Source organism: Nonomuraea basaltis (assembly GCF_005893125.1).
Taxonomy (GTDB): domain Bacteria; phylum Actinomycetota; class Actinomycetes; order Streptosporangiales; family Streptosporangiaceae; genus Nonomuraea; species Nonomuraea basaltis.
This window is the reverse complement of the sequence record NZ_VCJS01000094.1, coordinates 1-21,266: the sequence shown is the minus strand read 5'-3', so window position 1 is coordinate 21,266 and position 21,266 is coordinate 1. Positions and strand designations below refer to the sequence as shown.

Sequence of the window (21,266 nt, the reverse complement as noted above, 5' to 3'; positions counted from 1 at the left end):
ATTTCCATGATGATCCGGGGCCCTAGGCGAAGCGGCTGGGCTCCTTCGGCGCGGGATCGTCGGCCGCGTCGCGGAACGCGCACGCGAAGACGTGCCGCCCCGCCCCGACGGCAACGGGATGGTCCGGCTCCGTGGGCAGGTACACGGTCGCCGTGGTGTTCGGCGGCACGAGCACCCGCAGCTCCAGGCGCCCCTCGGCGCGTTCCCAGCTCACCTCAGCCCGGCCGTGGGGCGTGTCGTGGGCGGCGCGGGCCCGGGTGAGGCCGCCGCCGGGTCGCGGCCGCACCAGCAGCTCCCGGTAGCCGGGCGCGGCGGGCGCCAGCCCGGCGACCGTGCGGTGCAGGAAGTCGGCCACGGCGCCGAGCGCGTAGTGGTTGAAGGAGGTCATCTCGCCGGGGTTGACGCTGCCGTCGGGCAGCATGCTGTCCCAGCGTTCCCAGATGGTGGTGGCGCCCATCGTCACCGGGTACAGCCACGACGGGCAGTTGCGCTGCGTGAGCAGCGCGTACGCGGTGTCGTAGGCGCCGACCGCGCACAGCGCGTCGCAGATGAGCGGGGTGCCGACGAAGCCGGTGCCGATGCGGTGGCCGTCCTGCGCGACCAGCTCGACGAGGCGGTGCCCGGCCCGCTCCCGCTGCTCCGGCCCGTCCAGCAGGTCCAGGCACAGCGCGAGGGCGTAGGCCGTCTGGGTGTCGCAGGCCAGGCGTCCTGACGGGGTCACGTACTCGCGGCGGAAGGCCTCCCGCACCGCCTCCGCCAGCTCCGCGTACCGCGCGGCGTCGGCGCCGTGGCCGAGCAGCGCCGCCGTGCCGGACACGATGCGGGCGGACCAGGCGTGGTAGGCGGTGGCGACGAGCGCGTGGTCGGTACGCGCCTTGCCCGGGTTGTCCGGGGGCGCGGCGGGGTCGAGCCAGTCGCCGAACTGGAAACCCTCGTCCCACAGGTGGCTCTCGCCGGCCAGCCCGGCGATCTCGTCCACCCATGCCTTCATGCTCGGATACTGCGTGCGCAGCAGGCCGAGGTCGCCGGAGCGCTGGTAGAGCACCCACGGGACGATCACCGCGGCGTCGCCCCAGGCCGCGGCGGGGAACGGCGGGGACATCAGCGGCACCCACGGCACGTAGGGCGGGACCGTGCCGTATTGGGACTGTTCGGCGGTCAGGTCGGCGAGCCAGGACGCCAGCGGTCCTGCGCAGTCGTACAGGAACGCGGCGGCCGGGGCGAAGACCTGGAGGTCGCCGGTCCAGCCGAGGCGCTCGTCGCGCTGCGGGCAGTCGGTGGGCAGGTCGACGAAGTTGCCGCGCATGCTCCAGCGGACGTTGTCGTGCAGCCGGTTCAGCAGCGGGTCGGAGCAGTCGAACTCGCCGATGGGCCGCATGTCGGTGTGGCAGACGACGGCCTGCACGTCGGCCGGGTCCAGCTCGCCCGGCCAGCCGTCCACCTGCGCGTAGCGGAAGCCGTGCATGGTGAAGCGCGGCTCCCACTCCTCGGGGGCGCCGTCGCCGCGCAGCGTGTACTCGTCGAGCGCGGCCGCGTTCCGCAGCGGGCGCAGGGCCGGCGCGCCGCCCTCCAGGACCTCGGCGTGCCGGAGCGTGACGGTGTGCCCGGCCGGGCCCTGCACGCGGATGCGCAGGCGGCCGGAGATGTTCTGGCCGAAGTCGAGGATCGTCTCCCCGGCCGGGCCGGTCAGCACCTCCACCGGGCTCAGCGTCTCCAGCCGGCGCACGGGCGGGCCGGTCGGGGCCACGAGCTTGGCCGGGTCGTGCCGCAGCAGGTCGGCGGGCAGCCAGGAGGCGTCGTCGAAGCCGGGCTCCGACCAGCCAGGAGGCAGCAGGCGGGCGTCGTGCTTCTCGCCGTCGTACAGACTGGCGCTGGTGACCGGGCCCGGCGCGCAGCGCCAGCTCCCGTCCGTGATCACCAGGTCCGAGGTGCCGTCGGCGTACGTGATCTCCAGCTGGGCGATCAGCGCGGTGCGGTCGCCGTAGAGGTCGGTCTTGCCGCCTCGGAAGCCGAGCCGGCCCCGGTACCAGCCGTCGGCCAGGGTGGCGCCGATGGCGTTGCCGCCCGCGCGCAGCAGGCCGGTGACATCGTGGGTGCGGTAGCGCAGGCGATGCCCGTAGCTGCTCCAGCCGGGCGCGAGCACGTCGTCGCCGACGACGCGGCCGTTGAGCTCGATCTCGTACGTGCCGTGCGCGGTGACGTACAGGCGGGCCTTCTCGACGGGACCGCGCAGGGTGAAGTCGCGCCGCAGCAGCAGCGCGGGACCGTCGGGCCCGCCCAGCAACTCCAGCGGCGGCGCGGCCGCCCCGGCCGTCCAGCAGGCCGGGTCCAGCAGCCCGGCCTCGGCCCACGACCAGGCGCTCCAGTCGCCGGCCGAGCCGTCGCGGCCGTGCACGCGCACCCGCGCGCCGCGCCGCTCGCGCGAGCTCAGCTCCGCGCCCGGCCAGGGGACGAGCACCGACTGCTCAGACTCGACGCGGCCGGTCGCGGTCCCGTCGCTGAGCTCGATCTCGTAGGCCTGCTGCCGCCAGTCGGCGATGTCGGTCGTGACGGTCCATGACAGGCGAGGGACGGGCTCGCCGATGCCGAGAGCGTCGCGGTGGTGTTCGAAGGCAGGCGGTTGGACGTGCGGCAAGATGCTCCTTAGGTCAGCCCTTGATGGCGCCGGCGGTCATTCCGGCGACGATCTTGCGGTTGAAGAAGACGAAGGCCAGCAGGGCGGGCGAGCTGCTGGCCCGCGACCCGCGCCCCACGGCCATCTTCGCCGACGCCGACCTGGCCGCCTTCGGCGCGCTCGCGGCCATCAACGAAGCGGGCCTCGCCGTGCCCGCCGGCATCTCCCTGGCCGGCTACGACAATACGCGGACGGCCGGGCTCGCGCACATCTCGCTGACCAGCGTCGTCGACCAGGACGGCCCCATCGTGACTCCTCCACCCCGTAAACGGGGCGGCTTCTCGCTACGCCGCGCGGGCGTCGCGGAGGACCAGCCCGGCCCTCTTGATATTGCTCGCCCCGACCACGTCCGCGTTGGCGGCGTATCCGCAGGTGACGCAGACGAAGCCGGCCTGGGTGGTGCGATTCTCCGCTGACACGTACCCGCATTCGGGGCAGGTGCGGGAGGTGTTGCGGGGATCCACCGCGATCACGTCCCGACCGGCGCTTTCAGCCTTGTTAGTGAGGATCGCGAGGAACACCCCCCAACCCGCGTCCAGGATGCTCTTGTTCAGCCCGGCCTTGGCCGCTGACCCGTTGGGCAGGAATCCGCCCGCCTGCTCCGGGTCAGGCTTCACTGCGGGGCTCTTGGTCATGTTCGCGATGCGCAGGTCCTCGACCGCGATCATGTCGGCCGCGCGGACCAGGCCAAGCGCGCTCTTGTGCGCGTGGTCGGTCCGTTGCCGGGCCACCTTGCGGTGGATCTGCCCGATCTTCTTGGCAGCCCTCTTCCTGCGGCTGCTGCCGCGTCTGGTGCGGGCGTAGGCCCGCTGCGCGGCGGCCAGCTCCTCCTCCACGGCCTTGAGGTAGCGGGGGTTGGCGATATGCCCGCTCTCGTCGGTGACGCCGTCGATCGGCTCGCTCACGGTCGCGAAGTGCGCGACGCCCATGTCCACCCCGACCTCGCGGCCGGTCGCAGGCAACGGCACGGCAGGCACGCTGTCGCAAGCGCAGATCACATACCAGCGCGAGCCCTCCCGTTTGATCTCGATCTGCTTGATGCGCCCGGCGATCGGCCGGTGCTGATGCACCCGCAGGTGCCCGACGCCCCGCACGCGCAGGTAGGTCGCGGACGGGTGGTGTGGCTGGGAGTCCCATCTCGCGCCGTCGCCCTCGACCAGGGTGACGGTGTCGAACCAGCCCTTGCCCTTGAACCGGGGATAGCCAGGCGTCTGGCCGGCCCTGACCCGGCGGAAGAACGCCTCGAACGCCTTGTTCAGCCGCCGCAGGGTCTGTTGCTGGCTGGTGAACGACCAGCGGCCCTGACCCTCGGGGTCAGCCTCACGAATCTCCTTCAACTGGGCGGACTGATCGCCGTACCGGATCGAGACCTTGGAGCGCCGCCACGCTTCCCGGCGTTCCTCCAGCGCGGCGTTGTACAACGCCCGATGATCGTCCAGCATCGCCGTCAGCGCGATCTCCTGGTGCCGGGTCGGCCGCAGCAGGAACTTGAACGACCTACGCACCCTCGCCCCCGCTCTTGGCCTTGGGGGCGCGCTCGTCCTGGGTCTCGATGTACCGCTGGACCGTGGCCGCGCTGACCGCGCCCACACTCGCCACAAAGTACGAGCGCGACCACAAGGTCGGCAGCTGGGAGCGCAGGTGCGGGAACTCGGCCCGCAGGTGGTGGGAGGTGTAGCCCTTGAACTGGTTGGCCACGTACGACGGGGAGTTCTTCGGATGCGGCTTGACGAACAGATGCACGTGGTCGGGCATCACCTCCAAGGCGATGATCTCCCAGTCGTGCTCAGCGGCCTTGGCGCGCAGCAGTTCCTCCAGCCGGGCCTTGACCCGGCCGCCCAGGACAGGCCGCCGATACTTGGGGCACCACACCACGTGGTAGCCCAAATCGTAGGCCGCACCGGGGGAAGTACGCACCTGACGAGACACACGATCAGTATAACCATCGTGTTCTTATAACACCCGTGTTCGCCGGAACCCCCACCGGCCCGCGACTCAAAGCACGCTCCGGCGCTGGAGCGCCTCCCCGCCCGGCATTCCCCCGCTCCCTGAAGGGAGCGGTCCCCTGCCTTCGACCTGATGGAAGAGCGCGTAGTACGCGGTTGAGGTCGCGCGGCGCAGAAAGGCGGTGCGGGGGCGCCCACGCCCGGCGGTACCGCCTGCAAGAGCGTTGGCGAGAAAAAGGTAGTCGTCAGCTTTGAAGTCGCGTCTCACGACCCGTCCTGCTGATCGGAATCGATGGCCTCATTGATGGCACTCGTATCGGGAGCTTCGTTCGCGTCTTCGGGCTGGTCGCGGGAGGCGAAGTCCTCAGTGGTCAGAGGCGTGACATAGACGTAGTCATCGAGGCCGTGCTCCACTGCGAGCTGATTCACCCGCTTACGAAGATCGTGGGTGAATCCGGCAGACCAGCCGTCGTCTTCAGAGGAGTCCAGGATGACCAGCGCCCTGAGGGCGGGCTCTCCCTGCGAATCCACATATGGCTCGACGTACGCCTGGCGAACTGCCGGACCGTCGGGAATGTCCAACTCCCGGATTGCGGCAGCCAAGTCGTCAAGCACTTCGTCTCGCCTGTGTGCTCTCATAATGACCATCTTGGCACTTTCGGGCATGGGTAAACGGCGACGTGAGCGGGCTACCCAGCATCCTGCCAGAAGCCGCCATCACAGGACTCCGGTTCGGCAGGACCGCCTCCATGTGGCGAAGCCACCACGTTCTTCCAGACTTCCGGTCTCAACTGCTCTGCCGACACGGCTACCCAATCGGACATGCCGATCAAGGAATTGCGCGTTGCGCCATGGCAGCCATCCCCGAACCTGGCTCCCGATCAGCTTCCGGCAGGACGGTGGGTGGCGATGATCACGCCGGTGCCGGCCGCGGCCGGTTGGCCCGCGCCATCACGGCAATCCCGCCTGTTGCTCACGCAGCGACGTAGCGATCGCGTGCCTTGCCGTGGAGGTGTCCTGGCGGCAGTTTTCGGCCGTATGCGACCAGCAAGAGATCCTGGGCGGCACCGGTCAGAGGTGTGCCGCTGCCGAGAGACCAGTCGAGGTCATCGGCCCGCAGCTCGACGCCGGTGGGCTGCGACATCGCGCACTCGCCATCCGGCGCACAAGGTCGGCGCGTCCCACATCGCGGCCGACAGTCCGTCCAGCATCGCCGCCAGTTCCTGGCGTTCGGCCGCAATCGCGGTCCTGATGTCCATCGTCGTGCTCTTTCTTCGCAAGACCTGTCCAGCAGATCAGGTAGCTCGTGGTCGTGTCTCTGCCGCGTGCTTGGCAGCGATCAGGGCGGCGCCCAGCTGCACCGCGACCAGCCTGCGGATCTCGACGGGTGGGCCGGGAGAGTCGGTTTCGGCCTCGCCGTACCAGAGGTCGAAACGCTCGGCGAGCAGGTGACGCTGCTCGCGGATGGCCGGTGTCAGGTTGCCGGCGGCGAGCTCGGCGTCGAGCATGCGCAGGAACACCCCGAGGAGCCGGAGCCGGAGCAGGTGCACCATCTGGCGGTTGCCGAACTCCTCGGCGACCGTGGCCGGGCGGTCGAGTCCGGGGACGGCCTCTTCCAGCTCGGCGAGCTTGCGGAAGGTCTCCAGCGTGCTCTCGGTCGAGCGGCGGAACGGCGAGCGCACGATGAGATCGTGGGAGACGGCCCGCATGCTCGCGTGCAGCGTTTCGATCAGCTCGCGCCGTGCTTTCGCTCCCGCCGCGACGACCTCCCTGTACGGCCGGCCGGTCTCGCTCTGGTCGGAGACCCGGTCGTCTGCCCAGTAGGGCACCTCGGTCACCAGGTGAAGCGCGCCGAATCTGGCCGCGTAGTCGGCGCTGCTGCCGCCCGCTCCGAATGCGGCGCCCACGTGCGCCCCGTCAGGCGTCAGGTAGACGGCGGGGGCGATCGATGTGGCGCCGGGCAGTTCCGGTTCGCCGTGATGCAGCGGGATGCCTTCCATGCCGGGCAGGGCGGCCAGCCGCTCGGCGAGCACCACATCGTTGCGGTTGATGTAGAAGAACGCACCCTGGTACTCGCCGTTGTGCAGGGAGTAGACCAACGACGGGCGTACCTCGTCCATGAGCCGCATCAACGCCGCCGTCTCCGGCAGCGTGCGATCGAAGTGATAGCCCCCGCCGATCAGCGGGAACGTCCATTCGACCTGGTCGGCCAGGTCTGGCCGGTAGAAGTGCTCGGCGTAGGCGCGGCGGTCGCCCGGTTTGGCGTACCAGGCCTCATTGAGCCTGGCGGCGTCGGGGTCCGCGCAAGGGACGAAGTGCCAGCGGTAGCCCAGCTCCGTCCGGAGCCCGGCGTCCTGGCACAGCAGCTTGATCAGCGCGCTGACCGTGAGTGCCCCGATCGGCTCGTTGGGATGCGGTCCGCCGATGACGACCGCGTCCGCCGGGCCGCCGCCAACGCTCAGCACGCGCAGCGGCTCGCCCAGCCGCGAGGTGCCGATGCGGCGCAGCCGTACGAGGCCGGGATGGGCGGCGGCCACCTGGTCGAGCTCGGCCTGCATGGCATCGACGGACGGGAACGCGGCGTAGCTGGAGACCCAGCTCATGTGCTCCTCTACATTCATAATGAGATTACTGTAATAATCAGATTATGAGAATGACAAGGGCGGAGACCAAGGAGCGCAACCGGCGAGCCCTGCTCGACGCCGCGCGCCGCATCGTCGCCAGAGACGGTTACCGGGCCAAGCTGGAGGAGATCGCCGAGCAGGCCGAGCTGACCACCGGTGCCGTCTACTCCCTGTTCGGCAGCAAGAACGGCCTGCTGATCGCACTGGTCACCGACTACCTCGGCCCGCACTACGACGGCATGGAACAGGCCATCCCCGCCGACCTCGACTTCCTCGATGCGGTCGACGCCTTCGCCCGCCACTACCGCCGCCTGTGCGACGACCCCGACGCGCTACGCCACCTCTCGTTCGAGATCAGCCTGCAGGACCTGGCATTGCGCGACGCCGAGTTGCGGCCCAAGATCTCCGCGTCGGTCCGGGCACACGAGGAGCGGCTGACCGCGCTCCTCTCCGGGAGAGCGCATCACGGGGACATCGTGTCGCCGCGCCAGGCACGACGCCTGGCCACGGCGCTCAGGGGACTGCTCGTCGGCCTCAGCCAAGGGGTCATCCTTGGCCTGACCGACGAGGCCCCCGAGCCGTACTTCGCCGCCGCCGCTCGCGCCCTGGTCACCCCGGACGTGCTCGGACCGTCCTGACCTCTCGCCAGTGCCCCTTGCCATGAGCTGCCGGCGCACGGCCCTGGGCCGTCAGAGCCCGAGATCGTCCAATTCCTTCAGCAGCGCGGCCCTGGTGTCCTGTTGCGGGGAGGCCGGGGCCGGTCGGGGGCGGCTGCGGTCGCGGAACACCCAGCCGCCCAGCAGGCCGGCGAGGAAGCCGAACACGTGAGCCTGCCAGCCGATGCCCTCCTGAGGCAGCAGCCCGGTGAACTGATAGGCGAAGGACAGGGCCATGACCACGCCCACCACGATGTCGATCAGATGCCGGTCGAATATGCCGCGCACCAGTACGTAGCCGAAGTAGCCGAAGACGATGCCGCTCGCGCCCGCGCCTACGCCTTGCGGGCTGGCGGTGAACCACGCACCGAGGCCGCTGACCAGGACGATGAGTCCCGTCACGCCGAGGAACTTGGCGACGCCCCGATAGGCGGACAGGAAGCCGAAGATGAACAGTGGCCCCGAGTTGCCCTCGATGTGTTCCCAGCTCCAGTGCAGGAACGGCGCCGACACGATGCCGGGCAGGCTCGCGGGGTTCCACGCCTGCACACCGTACTCGTAGCTGAGCGCGTAGTCCGATAACCAGTTGGGGATCTGGATCAACCAGATGACAACCAGGAATCCGACCATCACCCAGAACGCCTTGCGGGCTTCGGCGATCATGATCTCAGCCGTACGCCCCTTGGCCTCCACCCGGTTCCTCCCTGGCTGTCCGCGTCTTGCATGCGGGACCAGTATCGGGGTGAGAGATCACGAATGGAGCAACAGAACGCGGCCATCAAATGCCGCCACAGGTGCTGGTACGGCTCAAGAACCTGGCCGGCATCGGCGGCTCGCATTCCGCTTCTGGGGCCCGGCTGAGCGACCGGCTCATAGGGCGTCAGGGGGCCTCACCTGAGGTGCTGTCTTCCAGGGCAGGACAAGTCAGGTCGCGTCGTAGCGCAGCCGGGATCTCGCCACGTACTCCCGGTGGTCGTCGGCCCATTGGATGAGCGCCCTGACCTGGCCCGAGAGCGTCTGGCCGACCTCGGTCAGCGTGTAGTCGACGCGAGGCGGCGACGTCGGGGTGACCGTGCGGTCCACCAGACCGTCACGCTCCAGGCTCCGCAGGGTGAGGGTGAGCATCCGCTGGGAGATGCCGTCGACGGAGCGTTGGAGTTCGGAGTAGCGCTTCGGGCCTGACCCCAGCAGGTCCATCACCAGGACGCTCCACTTGTCGCCGACCCGATCGAGGATGTCGCGTAGCCGGCAGGTGGGGTGGTCCTCGCTGATCGGCTCGCGAACATCGGTGTGCCCAGCGCTGGTCAAAGTGCCTTCTTCCGCCATATGAGCATTGTGGATCAGACTCCAGGTACGCACAAGCAGTAACCAGCGCACAGAAAGTGCTGAACGTATGAATCTGACTGCTCCATCGCCCAGACGCGGTCCCCGGCCGGCCACCACCGGCCGGGAGATCCCGCACGACCAGCTCGACCAGTTCTCCCCGCCGCAGATCAGGGCCGCGCTGATCGAGACGGCACAGGCCCTGCCCGGCGTGTTCACCGGGCCGAGCCAGGTGTCCGAACCCTCCTCCCTCGCCCTCCGGCTGCACCGGCCGACCGGGCCGTGGGAGGCGTTCCTCCACCCCAGCCGCGACGAGTTCGGGCACATCCACCGAGTCGGTTTCCTGCACCTGACGCTGCCGCGGCCGCTCATCGCGCCGCTGGTGACGGCCGGCTGGGCCGAACCGCATCCGATCAGCCTGCGCCCGGAGTGGCCGGACACGATCGTGATGCTGTACGCCCCCCGCGACGAGGACGAACTGGCCCTCGTCAGCGCCGCCCTGCGGCTCTCCTGGCAGCAGGCCGCACCGGCGACCGCTGAACCGCTTTCGACCGTGAAGGACTGATCGACGATGCGTGCACTGGCATTTCCCGGCTTCGGCGCGGCCCCTGCCCTCACCGATCTCGCCAGGCCCGAACCGGCCCCCGGGGAGGTGCTGGTTCGGGTGCTCGCCTCGTCGGTCAACGGCTTCGACCTCGGGGTGCTCGGTGGGTTCCTCAAGGGCGTGTTCGAGCACGAGTTCCCGGTGGTGCTCGGCAAGGACTTCGCCGGCGAGGTCGCTGCCGTCGGCGCCGGGGTGACCGGCGTGAACGTGGGCGACCACGTCTTCGGCGTGGTGATGCGGCCGGCACTCGGCCAGGGCGGTTTCGCCGAGTACGTGGTGGTGAGCGAGCAGTACGGGCTGGCCCGCATTCCTGATGGGCTGGACCACCCGCGCGCCGGCGCGCTCGGCCTGGCCGGGACCGCCGCGCTCAACGCGGTGGACGCCATCGCCCCCGAATCCGGGGACACCGTCCTCATCTCGGGCGCGACCGGCGGCGTGGGAGCGTACGCCATCCAGCTCGCCGCTGCCCGCGGCGCCACCGTGATCGCCACCGCCGAGCCCGGCGCGCAGGCCGCCTTCGTCACCGGTCTCGGCGCCACCTGGGCCGTGGACCACGCCGACCTGCAAGCGCAGGTCCGTGCCATCGCTCCTGACGGAGTGCGGACCGCGCTGCATCTCGCCGGCGATGGCCCGACCGTGGCGGGACTGCTCGCCCGCGGCGGGCGCATGGCCTCCACTCTGCATTTCACCGTGGATGACCCCGCCGAACGGGGCATCAAGGCCACAGTCGTCATGGCGGACCCGAGCCCGGCCACGTTGGCCAGGCTCGCGGCCGAGGTCGTCGAGGGACGGCTGCGCGTGCCACTGGCCCGGACCTACGCCCTCGCCGACGCCGCCCAGGCCATAGCCGATTTCACCGCCGGGACCGTCGGCAAGCTCGCGGTCACGATCTGAGTCCGAGTTGTTCGCCGCCATGCCGGATCTCATGGCCACCCTGGACGACCCTGGTGGTGGCCGGCGACCCGGTCATGGGCGGGGCCGCACGACCAACCAGCCGGGTGGGCTCCCGCCGGCCCACCCGGCCGCCAGGACCCTAGCGAGTGTCGGAGTCGGTGTCGCTCAAGGCGGCGCGGCCGGCCTCCAACCGGGCTACCGGAACGCGGAACGGGGAGCACGACACGTAGTCCAGGCCCACGTCGTGGCAGAAGTGGACCGAGTCGGGGTCGCCCCCGTGTTCGCCGCAGATACCGAGGTGCAGGTCCGGTCTGGCCGCCCTGCCCTCCTCGACGGCGATCTTGATCAGGCGGCCCACGCCCTCCCGGTCCAGGGTCTCGAACGGGGAGACGCCGAAGATGCCGAGGTCCAGGTAGCGGGAGAAGAAGGCCGCCTCCACGTCGTCCCGGGAGAAGCCCCACGCCATCTGGGTCAGGTCGTTGGTGCCGAAGGAGAAGAACTCGGCGGCCTCAGCGATCTGGCCCGCCGTCAGGGCCGCCCGGGGGACTTCGATCATGGTGCCGATCAGGGCCTCCACGCCGGCCTCGGCGAGGATCTTGACGGTCTCCTCGCGTACCGACTCCAGCTCCTGTACGGCCGCCACCAGCGGAATCATGATCTCCGGCCGAGCTCCAGGCACCTCCTTCGCCGCCTGGGCGATCGCCCTGACCTGCATGGCGAACAGGCCCGGGATCACGAGCCCCAGACGTACACCGCGCAGGCCGAGCATCGGGTTCTGCTCGTGGAGGCGCTTCACCGCCGTCAGGAGCTTGCGATCCTTCTCCGTGACGTCCGGCGACGTGGCGACCTTGACGGACAGGTCGACGATGTCGGGGAGGAACTCGTGCAGGGGCGGGTCGATCAGGCGGATGGTGACGGGATCGCCCTCCATGGCATGAAATATCCCGACGAAGTCCGACTTCTGCAGGGGCTCCAGCGCGTCTAGCGCAGCCTGGCGTTCCTCGTCCGCCGAGGCCAGGACCAGGTCCTCCACCAACTGGCGACGCTCGCCCAGGAACATGTGCTCGGTCCGGCACAGCCCGATGCCCTGCGCGCCGAAGCGGCGGGCCCTGGCGGCGTCGTCCGGGGTGTCCGCGTTCGCCCGTACGCCCAGCCTGCGGGCAGAGTCGGCGTGCCGCATGATCCGGTCCACGGCCCTGACGAGCTCGTCGTCCGGCTGGGCACCCTCGAAGTACTCGACCACGGCCGAGTCCACGACCGGCACCTCCCCGAGGAACACCTCGCCGGTGGTCCCGTCGATGGAGATCACGTCACCCTCCGACACGACCACGCCGCCGGGCGCGGTGAACTTGTGCTCGGCCGTCGAGACCTCCAGCTCCTCGGCCCCGCACACGCACGTCTTGCCCATACCCCGGGCGACCACGGCCGCGTGGGAGGTCTTGCCGCCGCGGCTGGTCAGGATGCCCTTGGCGGCGATCATGCCGGACAGGTCGTCGGGGTTGGTCTCGCGGCGGATGAGGATGACGTCCTCGCCCTGCCCGGTCAGCTCGACGGCCCGCTCGGAGGAGAAGACGGCCTTGCCGACAGCGGCGCCCGGGGAGGCGTTCATGCCCTTGGCGATCTTCTTCTTCTCGGCGCCGGAGTCGAAGCGGGGGAACATGAGCTGCGCCAGCTGGTGGCCGGTGACTCGGGTGACCGCCTCGTCGAGGCTGATCAGGCCCTGGTCGACGAGCTGGGTGGCGATGCAGAACGCGGCCGCCGCGGTGCGCTTGCCGACTCGCGTCTGCAGCATCCACAGCTTGCCGCGCTCGATCGTGAACTCGATGTCGCACAGGTCCTTGTAGTGGGTCTCGAGCGTCTCCATGATCCCGACGAGCTCGTCGTACGAGCGCTTGTCGAGGCGTTCGAGGTCCTCCAGGGGGATCGTGTTGCGGATGCCCGCGACCACGTCCTCGCCCTGGGCGTTCTGCAGGTAGTCGCCGTAGATGCCCTGCCTGCCGGTCCCCGGGTCACGCGTGAAGGCGACGCCGGTGCCCGAGTCGTCGCCGTAGTTGCCGAAGACCATGGCCATGATGTTGACGGCGGTGCCGAGGTCGGCGGGGATGCGTTCCTGGCGGCGGTAGAGGATGGCGCGCGGGGCGTTCCAGGAGTCGAAGACGGCCATGACGGCCAGGCGCATCTGCTCGCGGGGGTCGGTGGGGAAGTCCTTGCCGGTCTGCTCTCGCACGACCCCCTTGTACGTGTCCACCAAGGTCTGCAGCTCGCCCGCGTCCAGGTCGGTGTCGTGGCGCTTGCCCTTGACCGCGTCGAGCGCACGCTCGAACAGGTCGCCGTCGATGCCGAGCACGGTCTTGCCGAACATCTGGATGAGCCGGCGGTAGGAGTCCCACGCGAAGCGCTCGTTGCCGCCCGCCTGCTTGGCCAGGCCGTGCACGGACTCGTCGTTGAGGCCGATGTTGAGGACCGTGTCCATCATGCCGGGCATGGAGAACTTCGCCCCGGATCGCACGCTCACCAGGAGCGGGTCGTCGGCCTGGCCGAGCCGCCGGCCCATCTGCTCCTCGAGCGCGTCCAGGTGCCCGGCGACCTCCCGTTCGAGGTCGTCCGGCACGGCGCCCTCCGCCAGGTAGTGGCGGCACGCGTCCGTGGTGATCGTGAATCCGTGCGGAACGGGCAGCCCGAGATTGGTCATCTCCGCGAGATTCGCGCCTTTACCGCCGAGAAGATCCTTGAGATTCCTGTTGCCCTCGGTGAAGTCGTAAACGTACTTGGCCACCACAGCTCCAATCCAACGCGCCTCTGTCCCGGACTCTACCGGCGAAATTTATGATGAAACTGCACTCCTCGCCTATGTCGTCGTTTGCGCTGGTGAAGCACCTACAAGAGGTCTAATCCAATTATATGATCGCTTGACCGAAAATTGGATTAGACCAATTGGTTTAAACCAATTCTTGTGAAAGGGAGAGCTCGGGTGGAGAATTAGATCACACCCCCTCCCGGCAAGGAGGAGCCCATGGCCACTCCTACCAAGCCCACCCGGCGCACCCGGGTCGTCGCCGGATCCGCGAAGGCGGCCCGCGACTCGGCGCTCTGGCTGGACGACCGCCTGCCGTTCGCGCGCTGGCTACGGCCGCAGCTCAGAAAGCTGTTCCCGAGCCACTGGTCGTTCCTGCTGGGCGAGCTGGCGCTCTACTCGTTCGTGTTCCTGCTGCTGACGGGCACCTTCCTGACGCTGTTCTACAAGCCGAACCCGGACGTGGCGTTCGAGTCGGTCAGGGAGATCAGCCTGGAGGTACGCGGCGGGCTGCTCGTGCGCCAGCTGCACCACTGGTCGGCGACGGTGTTCGTGCTGGCGATCGTGGCACACCTGTGCCGCGTGTTCTTCACGGGCGCGTTCCGGAAGCCGCGCGAGCTGACGTGGATGCTGGGCGTGGTGCTGTTCGTGCTGGTGCTGTTCAACTCCTTTGCCGGCGTCTCGCTGCTCGGCGACCAGCTCGCGTTCACCGGGCTGAGGCAGGCGCAGGGGCTGCTGCTGTCGATCCCGCTGGTCGGGACGTACCTGTCGGCGTTCGCGTTCGGCGGCGGCTTCCCCGGGGACGTGCTCCCCCGGCTCTTCCTCACGCACGTGCTGCTGATCCCGGGCATCCTGCTGGCCGTGGTGCCGCTGCACGCGCTGGTCCTCACCTGGCGGCAGAAGCACACGGAGCGAAGGAGCTCGCGACGAGAGAGCGAGGAACGAGCCAACGAGGAACGAGCCGGTCGCGACCATGAACACGAGCGCCGGGCCACGGCGGCCGGCGAGCACAAGGTCACCGGGGGGCCGTTCTTCCCGTACTTCGCGATCAAGAACGGCGCCACGGCGCTGTTCACGCTGGGAGCGATCTCGCTGCTGGCCACGCTGGCGAAGGTGAACCCGGTGTGGGAGCACGGCGAGTACCACGTGGGCGGCCACCCGCCGGCGGCGCAGCCGTTCTGGTACTACGGCGTGCTGGACGGCGCGCAGCGGCTCGTCCCGCCGTGGGAGATCCCGGTCGCCGGATACGTGCTCCAGGTCGGCCTCTGGATCCCGCCGCTGATCCTGACGGCGTTCTTCGGCGTGCTGCTGCTCTACCCGTTCCTGGAGCGGCGCTTCACCGGCGACGGCGACTACCACCAGCTGCTGGACCGGCCCTCGCAGGCCCCGGCGCGCACGGCGCTCGGCGTCGCGGTCATCACGTTCTTCATCGTGCTCTGGGCGGGCATGTGGGTCTCGGCGACCCCGCCGGCGATGCACTCCGCTCCGGCGTTCCCGCCGCCGCCGGCCGCCCCGGCCGCGCTGCTGACGGTCCCGCCCGGCACCTACGAGATGATCATCCTGGGGCTGCGGGTGGCCGTGTTCGTGCTGCCGGTGCTGGCCTTCCTCGTCACGCGGGCCGTCTGCCGCAGGCGATCAGCCTAGGGGGTTGTCCTCGGGCGGCGTCCCGGGCACGCCGTCGCGCGGCGGCAGCCACAGCACGAACGTCGCCCCCTCCCCCAGCCTGGAGAACACCGCCACCCGGCCCCCGTGCGACTCCACGATCTGCCGGACGATGGCCAGGCCGAGGCCCGTGTGGCGATCGCGGCGGCTGGACTCGCCGCGCCAGAACCGATCGAACACCCGCGCCTGGTCGGCCTCCCCCAGCCCCGGGCCATCGTCGCGGACCGCCGCCCACAGCCAGCCCTCCGACCTGCCCGCCCCGACCCGGATCGTGCCGCCGGGCGGCGACAGGCGCACGGCGTTGGAGAGCAGGTTCGCCACGGAGCGCCGCAGCGCGTCGGAGTCGCCGATCATCTCCAGGCCCCGCCCCAGGTCGCGGGCGATCGTCACGTCGCGGGAGGCGGCCGGGGCCGCGTACTCCTCGCACGCCTCGACCACCACCCTGGCCAGGTCGAGGTCGGCGTCGGCGAACGCGCCGCCCTGCCGCCTGGCGCTGGCCAGCAGGTCCTCCACCAGCCCGGTCATGCGGGTGGTCGCGCGGTCCACGATGGCCACGGCCCTGACCCGCTCCTCGTCGCTGGCGTCGGGCGCGGCGAGCACGGCGTCCACGTTCGCGCGGATGATCGTCAGAGGGCTGCGCAGCTCGTGCGAGGCGTCGTCGATGAGCTGGCGCTGCGCGCTGAACGCCTCCTCCAGGCGGTCGAGCATGGTGTCGATGGTGTCGGCCAGGTCCTTCAGCTCGTCGCGCGGGCCGCTCAGCTTGATGCGCCGCTTCAGGTCCGTGGCCTGGATCTCCTCCGTCGTACGGGTGATCGACCGGACCGGGCGCAGCACGCGGCCGGAGAGCACCCAGCCGATGCCCAGGCTGGCGGCGTAGAGGCCGGCCAGGGTGTACAGCGAGTAGTCGCGCAGCGTGGCCAGCGTCTGCACGTTGATGGCGTTCTCCACCTCCTCGACGAAGACCACCTCCTGCTTGCCGACGTACTGATCACCGTTGTACGCCTTGGCGTAGTTCGTCGTGTACGGGCGCTGCTCGGTGGTCTTGGAGACCGCGAAGTAGATGCCGCCGAGCACCAGCGTGGCCAGCACGAACAGCAGGCCCGAGTAGAGCACGGTGAGCCGGAAGCGGATGGTGTGGATCATGTCGGCTCCTTGAGCCGGTAGCCCCGGCTGATCACGGTCTCGATGAGGCCGTCCTCCTGCAGCTTGCGGCGCAGGTTCCCGACTGTGACGCGCACGGTGCTGGTGAACGGGTCGGTGTTCTCGTCCCAGACGTGTTCGAGCAGCTCCTCGGCGGACACGACGTGGCCCGGCCTGGTCATGAGGTAGTGCAGGATGCCGTACTCCTTGGGGGTGAGAGCCAGCGATCTGCCGTCCAACGTGACCTCCAGCCGGGCCGTGTCGATCCTCAACCCACCGACCTGGATCACGGACGTGCCGCCGGCCGTGTCCCTGCGCAGCAGCGCCCGGACCCTGGCCAGCAGCTCGGGGAACGCGAACGGCTTGACCAGGTAGTCGTCGGCCCCCTCGTCGAGCCCTCGCACGCGGTCGTCGAGCCGGTCCCGGGCGGTCACCATGATGATCCGCACGCCCTGGCCGGCCGCGCGCACGGTGCGGCACAGCTGGAAGCCGTCGCCGCCGGGCAGGTTAAGGTCGAGCAGGACCAGGTCGTACGTGTTGACCTGCAACTTCTCGTGCGCGGACGGCGCGTCGTAGGCCACGTCCACCGCGTATCCCGCACGGATGAGGCCCACGCGCAGCGCGTCGACCAGGTCCTCCTCGTCCTCCACCACAAGCAGTCGCATGCATGAACCCTAGTTTCGGATAATTCGTTCTGCGATGGGCGCGGCCCGGTCGATGGGGATGGCGAACCCGATGCCGATGTTGCCGCCGCCCCGCCCGGCCGCGATCGCGGTGTTCACGCCGACGACCTCGCCCCGGGCGTTGACCAGCGGGCCGCCGGAGTTGCCCGGATTGATGGACGCGTCCGTCTGCACCGCGGTACGCCGGGCGCCGCCCAGCCGCACCTCCCGATCCGTCGCGCTGACGATGCCCGCGGTGACCGTGCCGGACAGGCCCAGCGGCGAGCCGATGGCGAGCACCTGGTCGCCGACGGACAGGTCCGCGGACCTGCCGAGCGTGGCCGGCGACAGGTCTCCTGGCGAGGACACCTCCAGCACGGCCAGGTCCTCGTCGCCGTCCTCGCCGATCACGCGGGCGGGCACCCTGCGGCCGTCGTTGAGGATCACCGTCACCTCGTCGGAGCCCTCGACAACGTGCGCGTTGGTGAGGATGTGGCCGCGGTCGTCCACCACGAACCCCGACCCGCCGCCGCCACCGATGTCCACGGACACCACGCTGGGCAGCACGCGGGCCGCCGTCGCGCTCAGCCCGCTCAAGCCGGCCGACGGCGCGGCGGCGACCCTCGGCAGGGCGGCGGAGGCCGGCTCGGACCCTTCGTAGAGCCGGGCCCCCGCCACGCCCGCCGCCGCCCCGGTGACCGCCGCGACGAGCGCGGCGGCCACCAGCAGACGTCCCCTGGGCGGCGATTGAGGAGTTCCTGGGGCATTCTGCGGAGGGAAGCCGGGTCCGCCGGCCGGCTCCTCGCGGGCGCCGAGCGGCACGGTGACGAACTCCGGCCCGCGCGGCCTGCCGAGCCCCCTCACGGGAGCCTCGAGAACCACAACATCGACGTCGCCGCCGCGATCAGTGCGAAGATCAGCCCCGCCCCCACGAACCACTGCCATATCTCCTGACGCTCGGTCCGGTAGCCGACCGAGGTGCCGATGTCCTCGTAGACCGCCTGCAGCTGGTCGCCGGTGGCCGCCTCGTAGAAGCCGCCGCCGGCCGCCTCGGCCAGCCCGCGCAGCGCGGGGCCGTCAACCGGCACCGGGACCTCGCGGCCGGAGAGATTGATGGTGCCGTCCGCCGTGCCGTACGCGATGGTGGTGACCGGTACGCCCCGGTTGGACGCCTCCGTGGCCGCCTCGCCGACCGTGCGGCCGGTGGTGTTGGAGCCGTCGGACAGCAGCACGATGTGCGCGGGCGGCGCCTCCTCCGCCGAGTCGAGGGAGGCGATCGCCTCCAGCGAGGAGTAGACCGCGTCGCCGATGGCGGTGCCGGAGTCCATGCTGAGCCGGTCGAGCGCGCTCAGCACGGCCTGCCGGTCCGTGGTGGGCGGCACGGCGACCGAGGCTCCCGAGGAGAACGGCACCAGCCCCAGGTTGAACCGCTCCGGGAGCCCTTCCACGAACTGCCTGGCCGCCTGCTTGGCCGCCTCGAAGCGGTTCGGGGAGACGTCGGTGGCGCCCATGGACGCCGACACGTCGAACGCCACCATGATCGTCGCGCGTTCCCGCGGCACCTGCACCTCGGCCGACGGCCGGGCGAAGCCCACCACGAGCAGCGCGAACATGAGCAGCAGCGCCGCCGCGGGCACGTGCCGGCGCCAGCCTGGCCCTTTCGGCGCGACCTTGTCCAGGAGGTCGAGGTTGGTGAACCGGACGGCGTACGCGGTCCGCCGCAGCTGCATCACCGCGTAAGAGACGGCGAGCAGGGCCACGGGGATGAGCAGCAGCAACCAGACGGGTGCGAGCAGAGTCACGCCACGTCACCTCCCTTCGGCGGGCCGCTCCGGCGGGCCGGCAGCGTGGGGCTCGGAGCCGCCGCGGCCAGGCGGCGCTGGGTCATGACGTGCTTGACCAGGTCGCGCACCCAGTCTCGATCGGTACGCAGCCGCAGGTGGATGGCCCCGGCCCGGCGCATCGCCTGCGCGATGGCCTCCCGCTGCCCGGCCGCCGCCTCGGCGTACCTGCGCCGCAGCCGCGCGTTGCCGGTGGAGACCTCGCGCCGCCGCCCCGTCTCCGGGTCGATCAGCGTCAGGATCCCCACGTCGGGCAGGGTCAGCTCGCGTGGATCGAGCACCTCCACGGCCAGCACCTGGTGCCGGGCGGTGAGCCTGCGCACCGGGAGCTCCCACGTCTCCGGCGCGTCCAGGAAGTCCGAGACGACCACGACGAGGCCGCGGCGGCGTACCACCCTGCCGAGCTGCTCGGCCGCCACGCCGAGCAGCGGCTCGGCCACCCCCGGCGGGGTGCGGGGCAGCGCGAAGGCCGCCTGCAGCAGCGCCATCAGGTGCGGCCGGCCCGTCCTGGCGGGCAGCGTCCTGACGCCGCCGCCGTGCAGCAGGTGGGTGCCGATCCGGTTGCCGGTCCGCTGGGTGAGGAAGCCGACCGCGGCCAGCGCCGAGAGGGCCAGCTCCCGCTTCTCCATCGCCGCGGTGCCGAAGTCCATGCTGGCGGTGGCGTCGAGCAGGGCCCAGATCTCCAGCTCCCGGTCGGCGACCAGGTCGCGCACGTGGGGCTCGTTCGTGCGCGCGGTGACGTTCCAGTCCATCCGCCGCACGTCGTCCCCCGGCTGGTACGGCCTGGTCTCCGCCGGCTCGGTCCCCGGACCTGGCACCAGGCCGAGATGTTCGCCCTGGAGGAGTCCATCCAGCCTCCTGGTGATCGTCAGCTCGAGCCTGCGCAGCGCGGGCTCTGCCATCAGGTACGGCTTCATGCCAGGGCTTCCTGACGCAGGGTGGTGTCCTCCTGCTGCGGGGCGATGACCGGCAGCGGCACGGCGGCCAGCACCCGGTCCACGATCTGCCGCGGCGCGACCCCGTCGGCCAGCGCGTCGAAGGAGAGCACGAGCCGGTGCGCCATGACATCGTGCGCCAGGTCCCGTACGTCTTCGGGCAGCACGTAGTCGCGCCCCCGCATGAGCGCCAGCGCCCGGCCGGCTGCCAGCAGGCCGAGCGTGGCCCTGGGGCTGGCCCCGAACGCCAGCAGCCGCCGCACGTCCTGCACCCCGTACCGGTCGGGGTCGCGGGTGGCGTAGACGAGGCGGACGGCGTACTCGGCGACCGCGTGGTGCACGAAGACCTGCTCGGCCCGCCGCTGGAGCGCGACGACCCGCGCGGGGTCGAGGATCGGCTGGGGCTCGGGCGGGTCCACGCTCATGCGGTAGACGATCGCCAGCTCCTCCGATTCGCTGGGATAGTCCACGTCGATCTTCATGAGGAAGCGGTCGCGCTGCGCCTCGGGCAGGTGGTAGACGCCCTCGGACTCGATCGGGTTCTGCGTGGCCAGCACCAGGAACGGCGTCGGCACCTCATGGGTGACGCCGCCGATGCTGACCTGCCGCTCGGCCATGATCTCCAGCAGGGCGGACTGCACCTTCGCGGGCGCCCGGTTGATCTCGTCGGCGAGCAGTAGGTTGGCCATGACCGGGCCGAGCTCGATGTCGAAGCTCTCGGTCGACGGCCGGTAGATCCTGGTGCCGACGATGTCGGCCGGCACCAGGTCGGGCGTGAACTGGATGCGCGCGAACGTGCCGCCGACCACGGTCGCCATGGTCTCGGCGGCCAGCGTCTTGGCGATGCCGGGCACGCCTTCGAGCAGGCAGTGCCCCTTGGCGATCACCGCCACGAGCAGCCGCTCGACCATGTGATCCTGCCCGACGATCACCCGCTTGACCTCGAACAGGGCTCGTTCCAGGAGCGCGTGATCGGTCATGCGTCCTCCTTCGTCGGTCGCATGACCGGCAGTCGGCTGTGTTTGATCGGTCGCTCGCTTCGCTCGCTCACGGTTGCACCGCCGTGCTGGGGCAGTCGTGCACGACCACCCGCAGCTCCAGCGCGCTCGGCTCGGGTTCGGCGAACGCGGCGCTCCCCGTCATGAGCACCGCCCCTGCGGCCAGCAACACAACAGCGAAACGTGATGTACGCATGGGTTTCCTTGTCCCTCGTATCGGCCTCATATCGGGCTTAGGAGGCATGTCATCAGGCGACCGCGAAAACCCGCGTAACTCCGGCCTTTACACGATTTTTCGGTCGATGGCGATAGACCTCCGGCATGACGCCCATCCAGCGCTATCTCGCAGAAGAAGTCGCCCTCGACCACGTGGACGGCCTGATCCCCCGCCGGGAGGCGCTGCGCCGGCTCGTCCTGCTGGGCCTGGGCCTTCCGGCGGCCAGCGCCCTCCTGGCCGCGTGCGGCGCGTCGGAGGAGCCGGCGGCACCGACCACCGCCCCCGCGACCTCACCC

General features: G+C 70.4%; 23 protein-coding genes and 1 pseudogene. 6 read left to right on the top strand and 18 right to left on the bottom strand.

Annotation, left to right across the window (positions count from 1 at the left end):
• Positions 1-22 precede the first annotated feature (22 nt).
• Together EJK15_RS35700 and EJK15_RS75040 are read right to left on the bottom strand one after the other, a co-directional pair.
• Positions 23-2,635, bottom strand: a complete 2,613-nt coding sequence (locus EJK15_RS35700) for a glycoside hydrolase family 78 protein (RefSeq protein WP_206061295.1) — start codon at positions 2,633-2,635, stop codon at positions 23-25.
• Between the two features lie 13 nt (positions 2,636-2,648).
• Positions 2,649-2,804: a hypothetical protein gene (locus tag EJK15_RS75040; RefSeq protein WP_240777432.1), complete on the bottom strand. Its 156-nt coding sequence runs from the start codon at positions 2,802-2,804 to the stop codon at positions 2,649-2,651.
• Here EJK15_RS75040 and EJK15_RS75035 point away from each other — a divergent pair.
• Positions 2,776-2,841: pseudogene (locus EJK15_RS75035) on the top strand (hypothetical protein); the annotation flags it as partial. The gene EJK15_RS75040 and the pseudogene EJK15_RS75035 overlap by 29 nt on opposite strands.
• 117 nt (positions 2,842-2,958) lie before the next feature.
• Here the strand turns inward: EJK15_RS75035 and EJK15_RS35690 are convergent.
• The 6 genes from EJK15_RS35690 to EJK15_RS35670 form a co-directional block, all read right to left on the bottom strand.
• Complete coding sequence (locus EJK15_RS35690; RefSeq protein WP_138714889.1) at positions 2,959-4,179, bottom strand: RNA-guided endonuclease InsQ/TnpB family protein; 1,221 nt, start codon at positions 4,177-4,179, stop codon at positions 2,959-2,961.
• Complete coding sequence (gene tnpA / locus EJK15_RS35685) at positions 4,172-4,603, bottom strand: IS200/IS605 family transposase (protein ID WP_420847119.1); 432 nt, start codon at positions 4,601-4,603, stop codon at positions 4,172-4,174. Before tnpA ends, EJK15_RS35690 begins: the two co-directional genes overlap by 8 nt.
• A gap of 281 nt (positions 4,604-4,884) precedes the next feature.
• Positions 4,885-5,235: a hypothetical protein gene (locus tag EJK15_RS35680; protein WP_171074713.1), complete on the bottom strand. Its 351-nt coding sequence runs from the start codon at positions 5,233-5,235 to the stop codon at positions 4,885-4,887.
• Between the two features lie 358 nt (positions 5,236-5,593).
• The gene (locus EJK15_RS73130) at positions 5,594-5,764 is read right to left on the bottom strand and encodes a hypothetical protein (protein ID WP_206061298.1); all 171 of its coding nucleotides are present in this window, start codon (positions 5,762-5,764) and stop codon (positions 5,594-5,596) included.
• On the bottom strand, positions 5,727-5,807 hold the full coding sequence (locus EJK15_RS75030) for a maleylpyruvate isomerase N-terminal domain-containing protein (RefSeq protein WP_240777430.1): 81 nt from the start codon (positions 5,805-5,807) through the stop codon (positions 5,727-5,729). The genes EJK15_RS73130 and EJK15_RS75030 overlap by 38 nt, the downstream gene beginning before the upstream one ends.
• Positions 5,808-5,915: 108 nt before the next feature.
• Positions 5,916-7,223, bottom strand: a complete 1,308-nt coding sequence (locus EJK15_RS35670; protein WP_240777427.1) for a M14 family zinc carboxypeptidase — start codon at positions 7,221-7,223, stop codon at positions 5,916-5,918.
• A 50-nt stretch (positions 7,224-7,273) separates the two neighbouring features.
• On the opposite strand from EJK15_RS35670, the gene EJK15_RS35665 reads away from it, so the two are divergent.
• Positions 7,274-7,882 (top strand): TetR/AcrR family transcriptional regulator, encoded by a 609-nt coding sequence (locus EJK15_RS35665; RefSeq protein ID WP_171074712.1) that lies wholly within the window; start codon positions 7,274-7,276, stop codon positions 7,880-7,882.
• 51 nt (positions 7,883-7,933) lie between these two features.
• Here the strand turns inward: EJK15_RS35665 and EJK15_RS35660 are convergent, their stop codons facing one another.
• Positions 7,934-8,593: a rhomboid family intramembrane serine protease gene (locus EJK15_RS35660; RefSeq protein ID WP_206061293.1), complete on the bottom strand. Its 660-nt coding sequence runs from the start codon at positions 8,591-8,593 to the stop codon at positions 7,934-7,936.
• A 231-nt stretch (positions 8,594-8,824) separates the two neighbouring features.
• Entirely contained in the window at positions 8,825-9,226 is a 402-nt protein-coding gene (locus EJK15_RS35655) for a winged helix-turn-helix transcriptional regulator (RefSeq protein WP_138714885.1), read from the bottom strand.
• A 67-nt stretch (positions 9,227-9,293) separates the two neighbouring features.
• Here EJK15_RS35655 and EJK15_RS35650 point away from each other — a divergent pair, with 67 nt between their 5' ends.
• Both EJK15_RS35650 and EJK15_RS35645 read left to right on the top strand, forming a co-directional pair.
• Positions 9,294-9,788: a luciferase domain-containing protein gene (locus tag EJK15_RS35650; protein ID WP_138714884.1), complete on the top strand. Its 495-nt coding sequence runs from the start codon at positions 9,294-9,296 to the stop codon at positions 9,786-9,788.
• A 6-nt stretch (positions 9,789-9,794) separates the two neighbouring features.
• Positions 9,795-10,721 (top strand): NADP-dependent oxidoreductase, encoded by a 927-nt coding sequence (locus tag EJK15_RS35645; protein WP_138714883.1) that lies wholly within the window; start codon positions 9,795-9,797, stop codon positions 10,719-10,721.
• Positions 10,722-10,860: 139 nt separating this feature from the next.
• Here EJK15_RS35645 and ppdK read toward each other — a convergent pair whose 3' ends face one another.
• Positions 10,861-13,497 (bottom strand): pyruvate, phosphate dikinase, encoded by a 2,637-nt coding sequence (gene ppdK, locus EJK15_RS35640; protein ID WP_138714882.1) that lies wholly within the window; start codon positions 13,495-13,497, stop codon positions 10,861-10,863.
• 237 nt (positions 13,498-13,734) lie between these two features.
• Here ppdK and EJK15_RS35635 point away from each other — a divergent pair, with 237 nt between their 5' ends.
• Positions 13,735-15,159, top strand: coding sequence for a cytochrome b (locus EJK15_RS35635; protein WP_138714881.1), 1,425 nt, complete (start codon positions 13,735-13,737; stop codon positions 15,157-15,159).
• Here EJK15_RS35635 and EJK15_RS35630 read toward each other — a convergent pair.
• The 7 genes from EJK15_RS35630 to EJK15_RS71105 form a co-directional block, all read right to left on the bottom strand.
• Positions 15,151-16,320, bottom strand: a complete 1,170-nt coding sequence (locus EJK15_RS35630; protein WP_138714880.1) for a sensor histidine kinase — start codon at positions 16,318-16,320, stop codon at positions 15,151-15,153. The genes EJK15_RS35635 and EJK15_RS35630 overlap by 9 nt on opposite strands.
• Positions 16,317-16,982, bottom strand: coding sequence for a response regulator transcription factor (locus EJK15_RS35625; protein WP_171074711.1), 666 nt, complete (start codon positions 16,980-16,982; stop codon positions 16,317-16,319). Before EJK15_RS35625 ends, EJK15_RS35630 begins: the two co-directional genes overlap by 4 nt.
• Positions 16,983-16,991: 9 nt before the next feature.
• Positions 16,992-17,843, bottom strand: coding sequence for a S1C family serine protease (locus EJK15_RS35620; protein ID WP_206061292.1), 852 nt, complete (start codon positions 17,841-17,843; stop codon positions 16,992-16,994).
• Positions 17,840-18,781: a VWA domain-containing protein gene (locus EJK15_RS35615; protein WP_138714878.1), complete on the bottom strand. Its 942-nt coding sequence runs from the start codon at positions 18,779-18,781 to the stop codon at positions 17,840-17,842. Before EJK15_RS35615 ends, EJK15_RS35620 begins: the two co-directional genes overlap by 4 nt.
• Entirely contained in the window at positions 18,778-19,737 is a 960-nt protein-coding gene (locus tag EJK15_RS35610; protein WP_138714877.1) for a DUF58 domain-containing protein, read from the bottom strand. Before EJK15_RS35610 ends, EJK15_RS35615 begins: the two co-directional genes overlap by 4 nt.
• Positions 19,734-20,735: an AAA family ATPase gene (locus EJK15_RS35605; protein WP_138714876.1), complete on the bottom strand. Its 1,002-nt coding sequence runs from the start codon at positions 20,733-20,735 to the stop codon at positions 19,734-19,736. Before EJK15_RS35605 ends, EJK15_RS35610 begins: the two co-directional genes overlap by 4 nt.
• A 67-nt stretch (positions 20,736-20,802) precedes the next feature.
• Positions 20,803-20,949, bottom strand: coding sequence for a hypothetical protein (locus tag EJK15_RS71105; protein ID WP_171074710.1), 147 nt, complete (start codon positions 20,947-20,949; stop codon positions 20,803-20,805).
• 125 nt (positions 20,950-21,074) lie between these two features.
• Here EJK15_RS71105 and EJK15_RS35600 point away from each other — a divergent pair.
• Positions 21,075-21,266: hypothetical protein (locus EJK15_RS35600; protein ID WP_240777426.1), on the top strand; the 192-nt coding region annotated here is incomplete at its 3' end.

Bases quoted from the DNA above. Each gene is read 5' to 3' on its own strand.
- EJK15_RS75040 (WP_240777432.1), bottom strand. From the start codon at position 2,804: ATGGCCGCGAGCGCGCCGAAGGCGGCCAGGTCGGCGTCGGCGAAGATG.
- EJK15_RS73130 (WP_206061298.1), bottom strand. From the start codon at position 5,764: ATGTCGCAGCCCACCGGCGTCGAGCTGCGGGCCGATGACCTCGACTGG.
- EJK15_RS75030 (WP_240777430.1), bottom strand. From the start codon at position 5,807: ATGTGGGACGCGCCGACCTTGTGCGCCGGATGGCGAGTGCGCGATGTC.
- EJK15_RS35670 (WP_240777427.1), bottom strand. From the start codon at position 7,223: ATGAGCTGGGTCTCCAGCTACGCCGCGTTCCCGTCCGTCGATGCCATG.
- EJK15_RS35665 (WP_171074712.1), top strand. From the start codon at position 7,274: ATGACAAGGGCGGAGACCAAGGAGCGCAACCGGCGAGCCCTGCTCGAC.
- EJK15_RS35655 (WP_138714885.1), bottom strand. From the start codon at position 9,226: ATGGCGGAAGAAGGCACTTTGACCAGCGCTGGGCACACCGATGTTCGC.
- EJK15_RS35650 (WP_138714884.1), top strand. From the start codon at position 9,294: ATGAATCTGACTGCTCCATCGCCCAGACGCGGTCCCCGGCCGGCCACC.
- EJK15_RS35645 (WP_138714883.1), top strand. From the start codon at position 9,795: ATGCGTGCACTGGCATTTCCCGGCTTCGGCGCGGCCCCTGCCCTCACC.
- EJK15_RS35635 (WP_138714881.1), top strand. From the start codon at position 13,735: ATGGCCACTCCTACCAAGCCCACCCGGCGCACCCGGGTCGTCGCCGGA.
- EJK15_RS35630 (WP_138714880.1), bottom strand. From the start codon at position 16,320: ATGATCCACACCATCCGCTTCCGGCTCACCGTGCTCTACTCGGGCCTG.
- EJK15_RS35625 (WP_171074711.1), bottom strand. From the start codon at position 16,982: ATGCGACTGCTTGTGGTGGAGGACGAGGAGGACCTGGTCGACGCGCTG.
- EJK15_RS35610 (WP_138714877.1), bottom strand. From the start codon at position 19,737: ATGAAGCCGTACCTGATGGCAGAGCCCGCGCTGCGCAGGCTCGAGCTG.
- EJK15_RS35605 (WP_138714876.1), bottom strand. From the start codon at position 20,735: ATGACCGATCACGCGCTCCTGGAACGAGCCCTGTTCGAGGTCAAGCGG.
- EJK15_RS71105 (WP_171074710.1), bottom strand. From the start codon at position 20,949: ATGCGTACATCACGTTTCGCTGTTGTGTTGCTGGCCGCAGGGGCGGTG.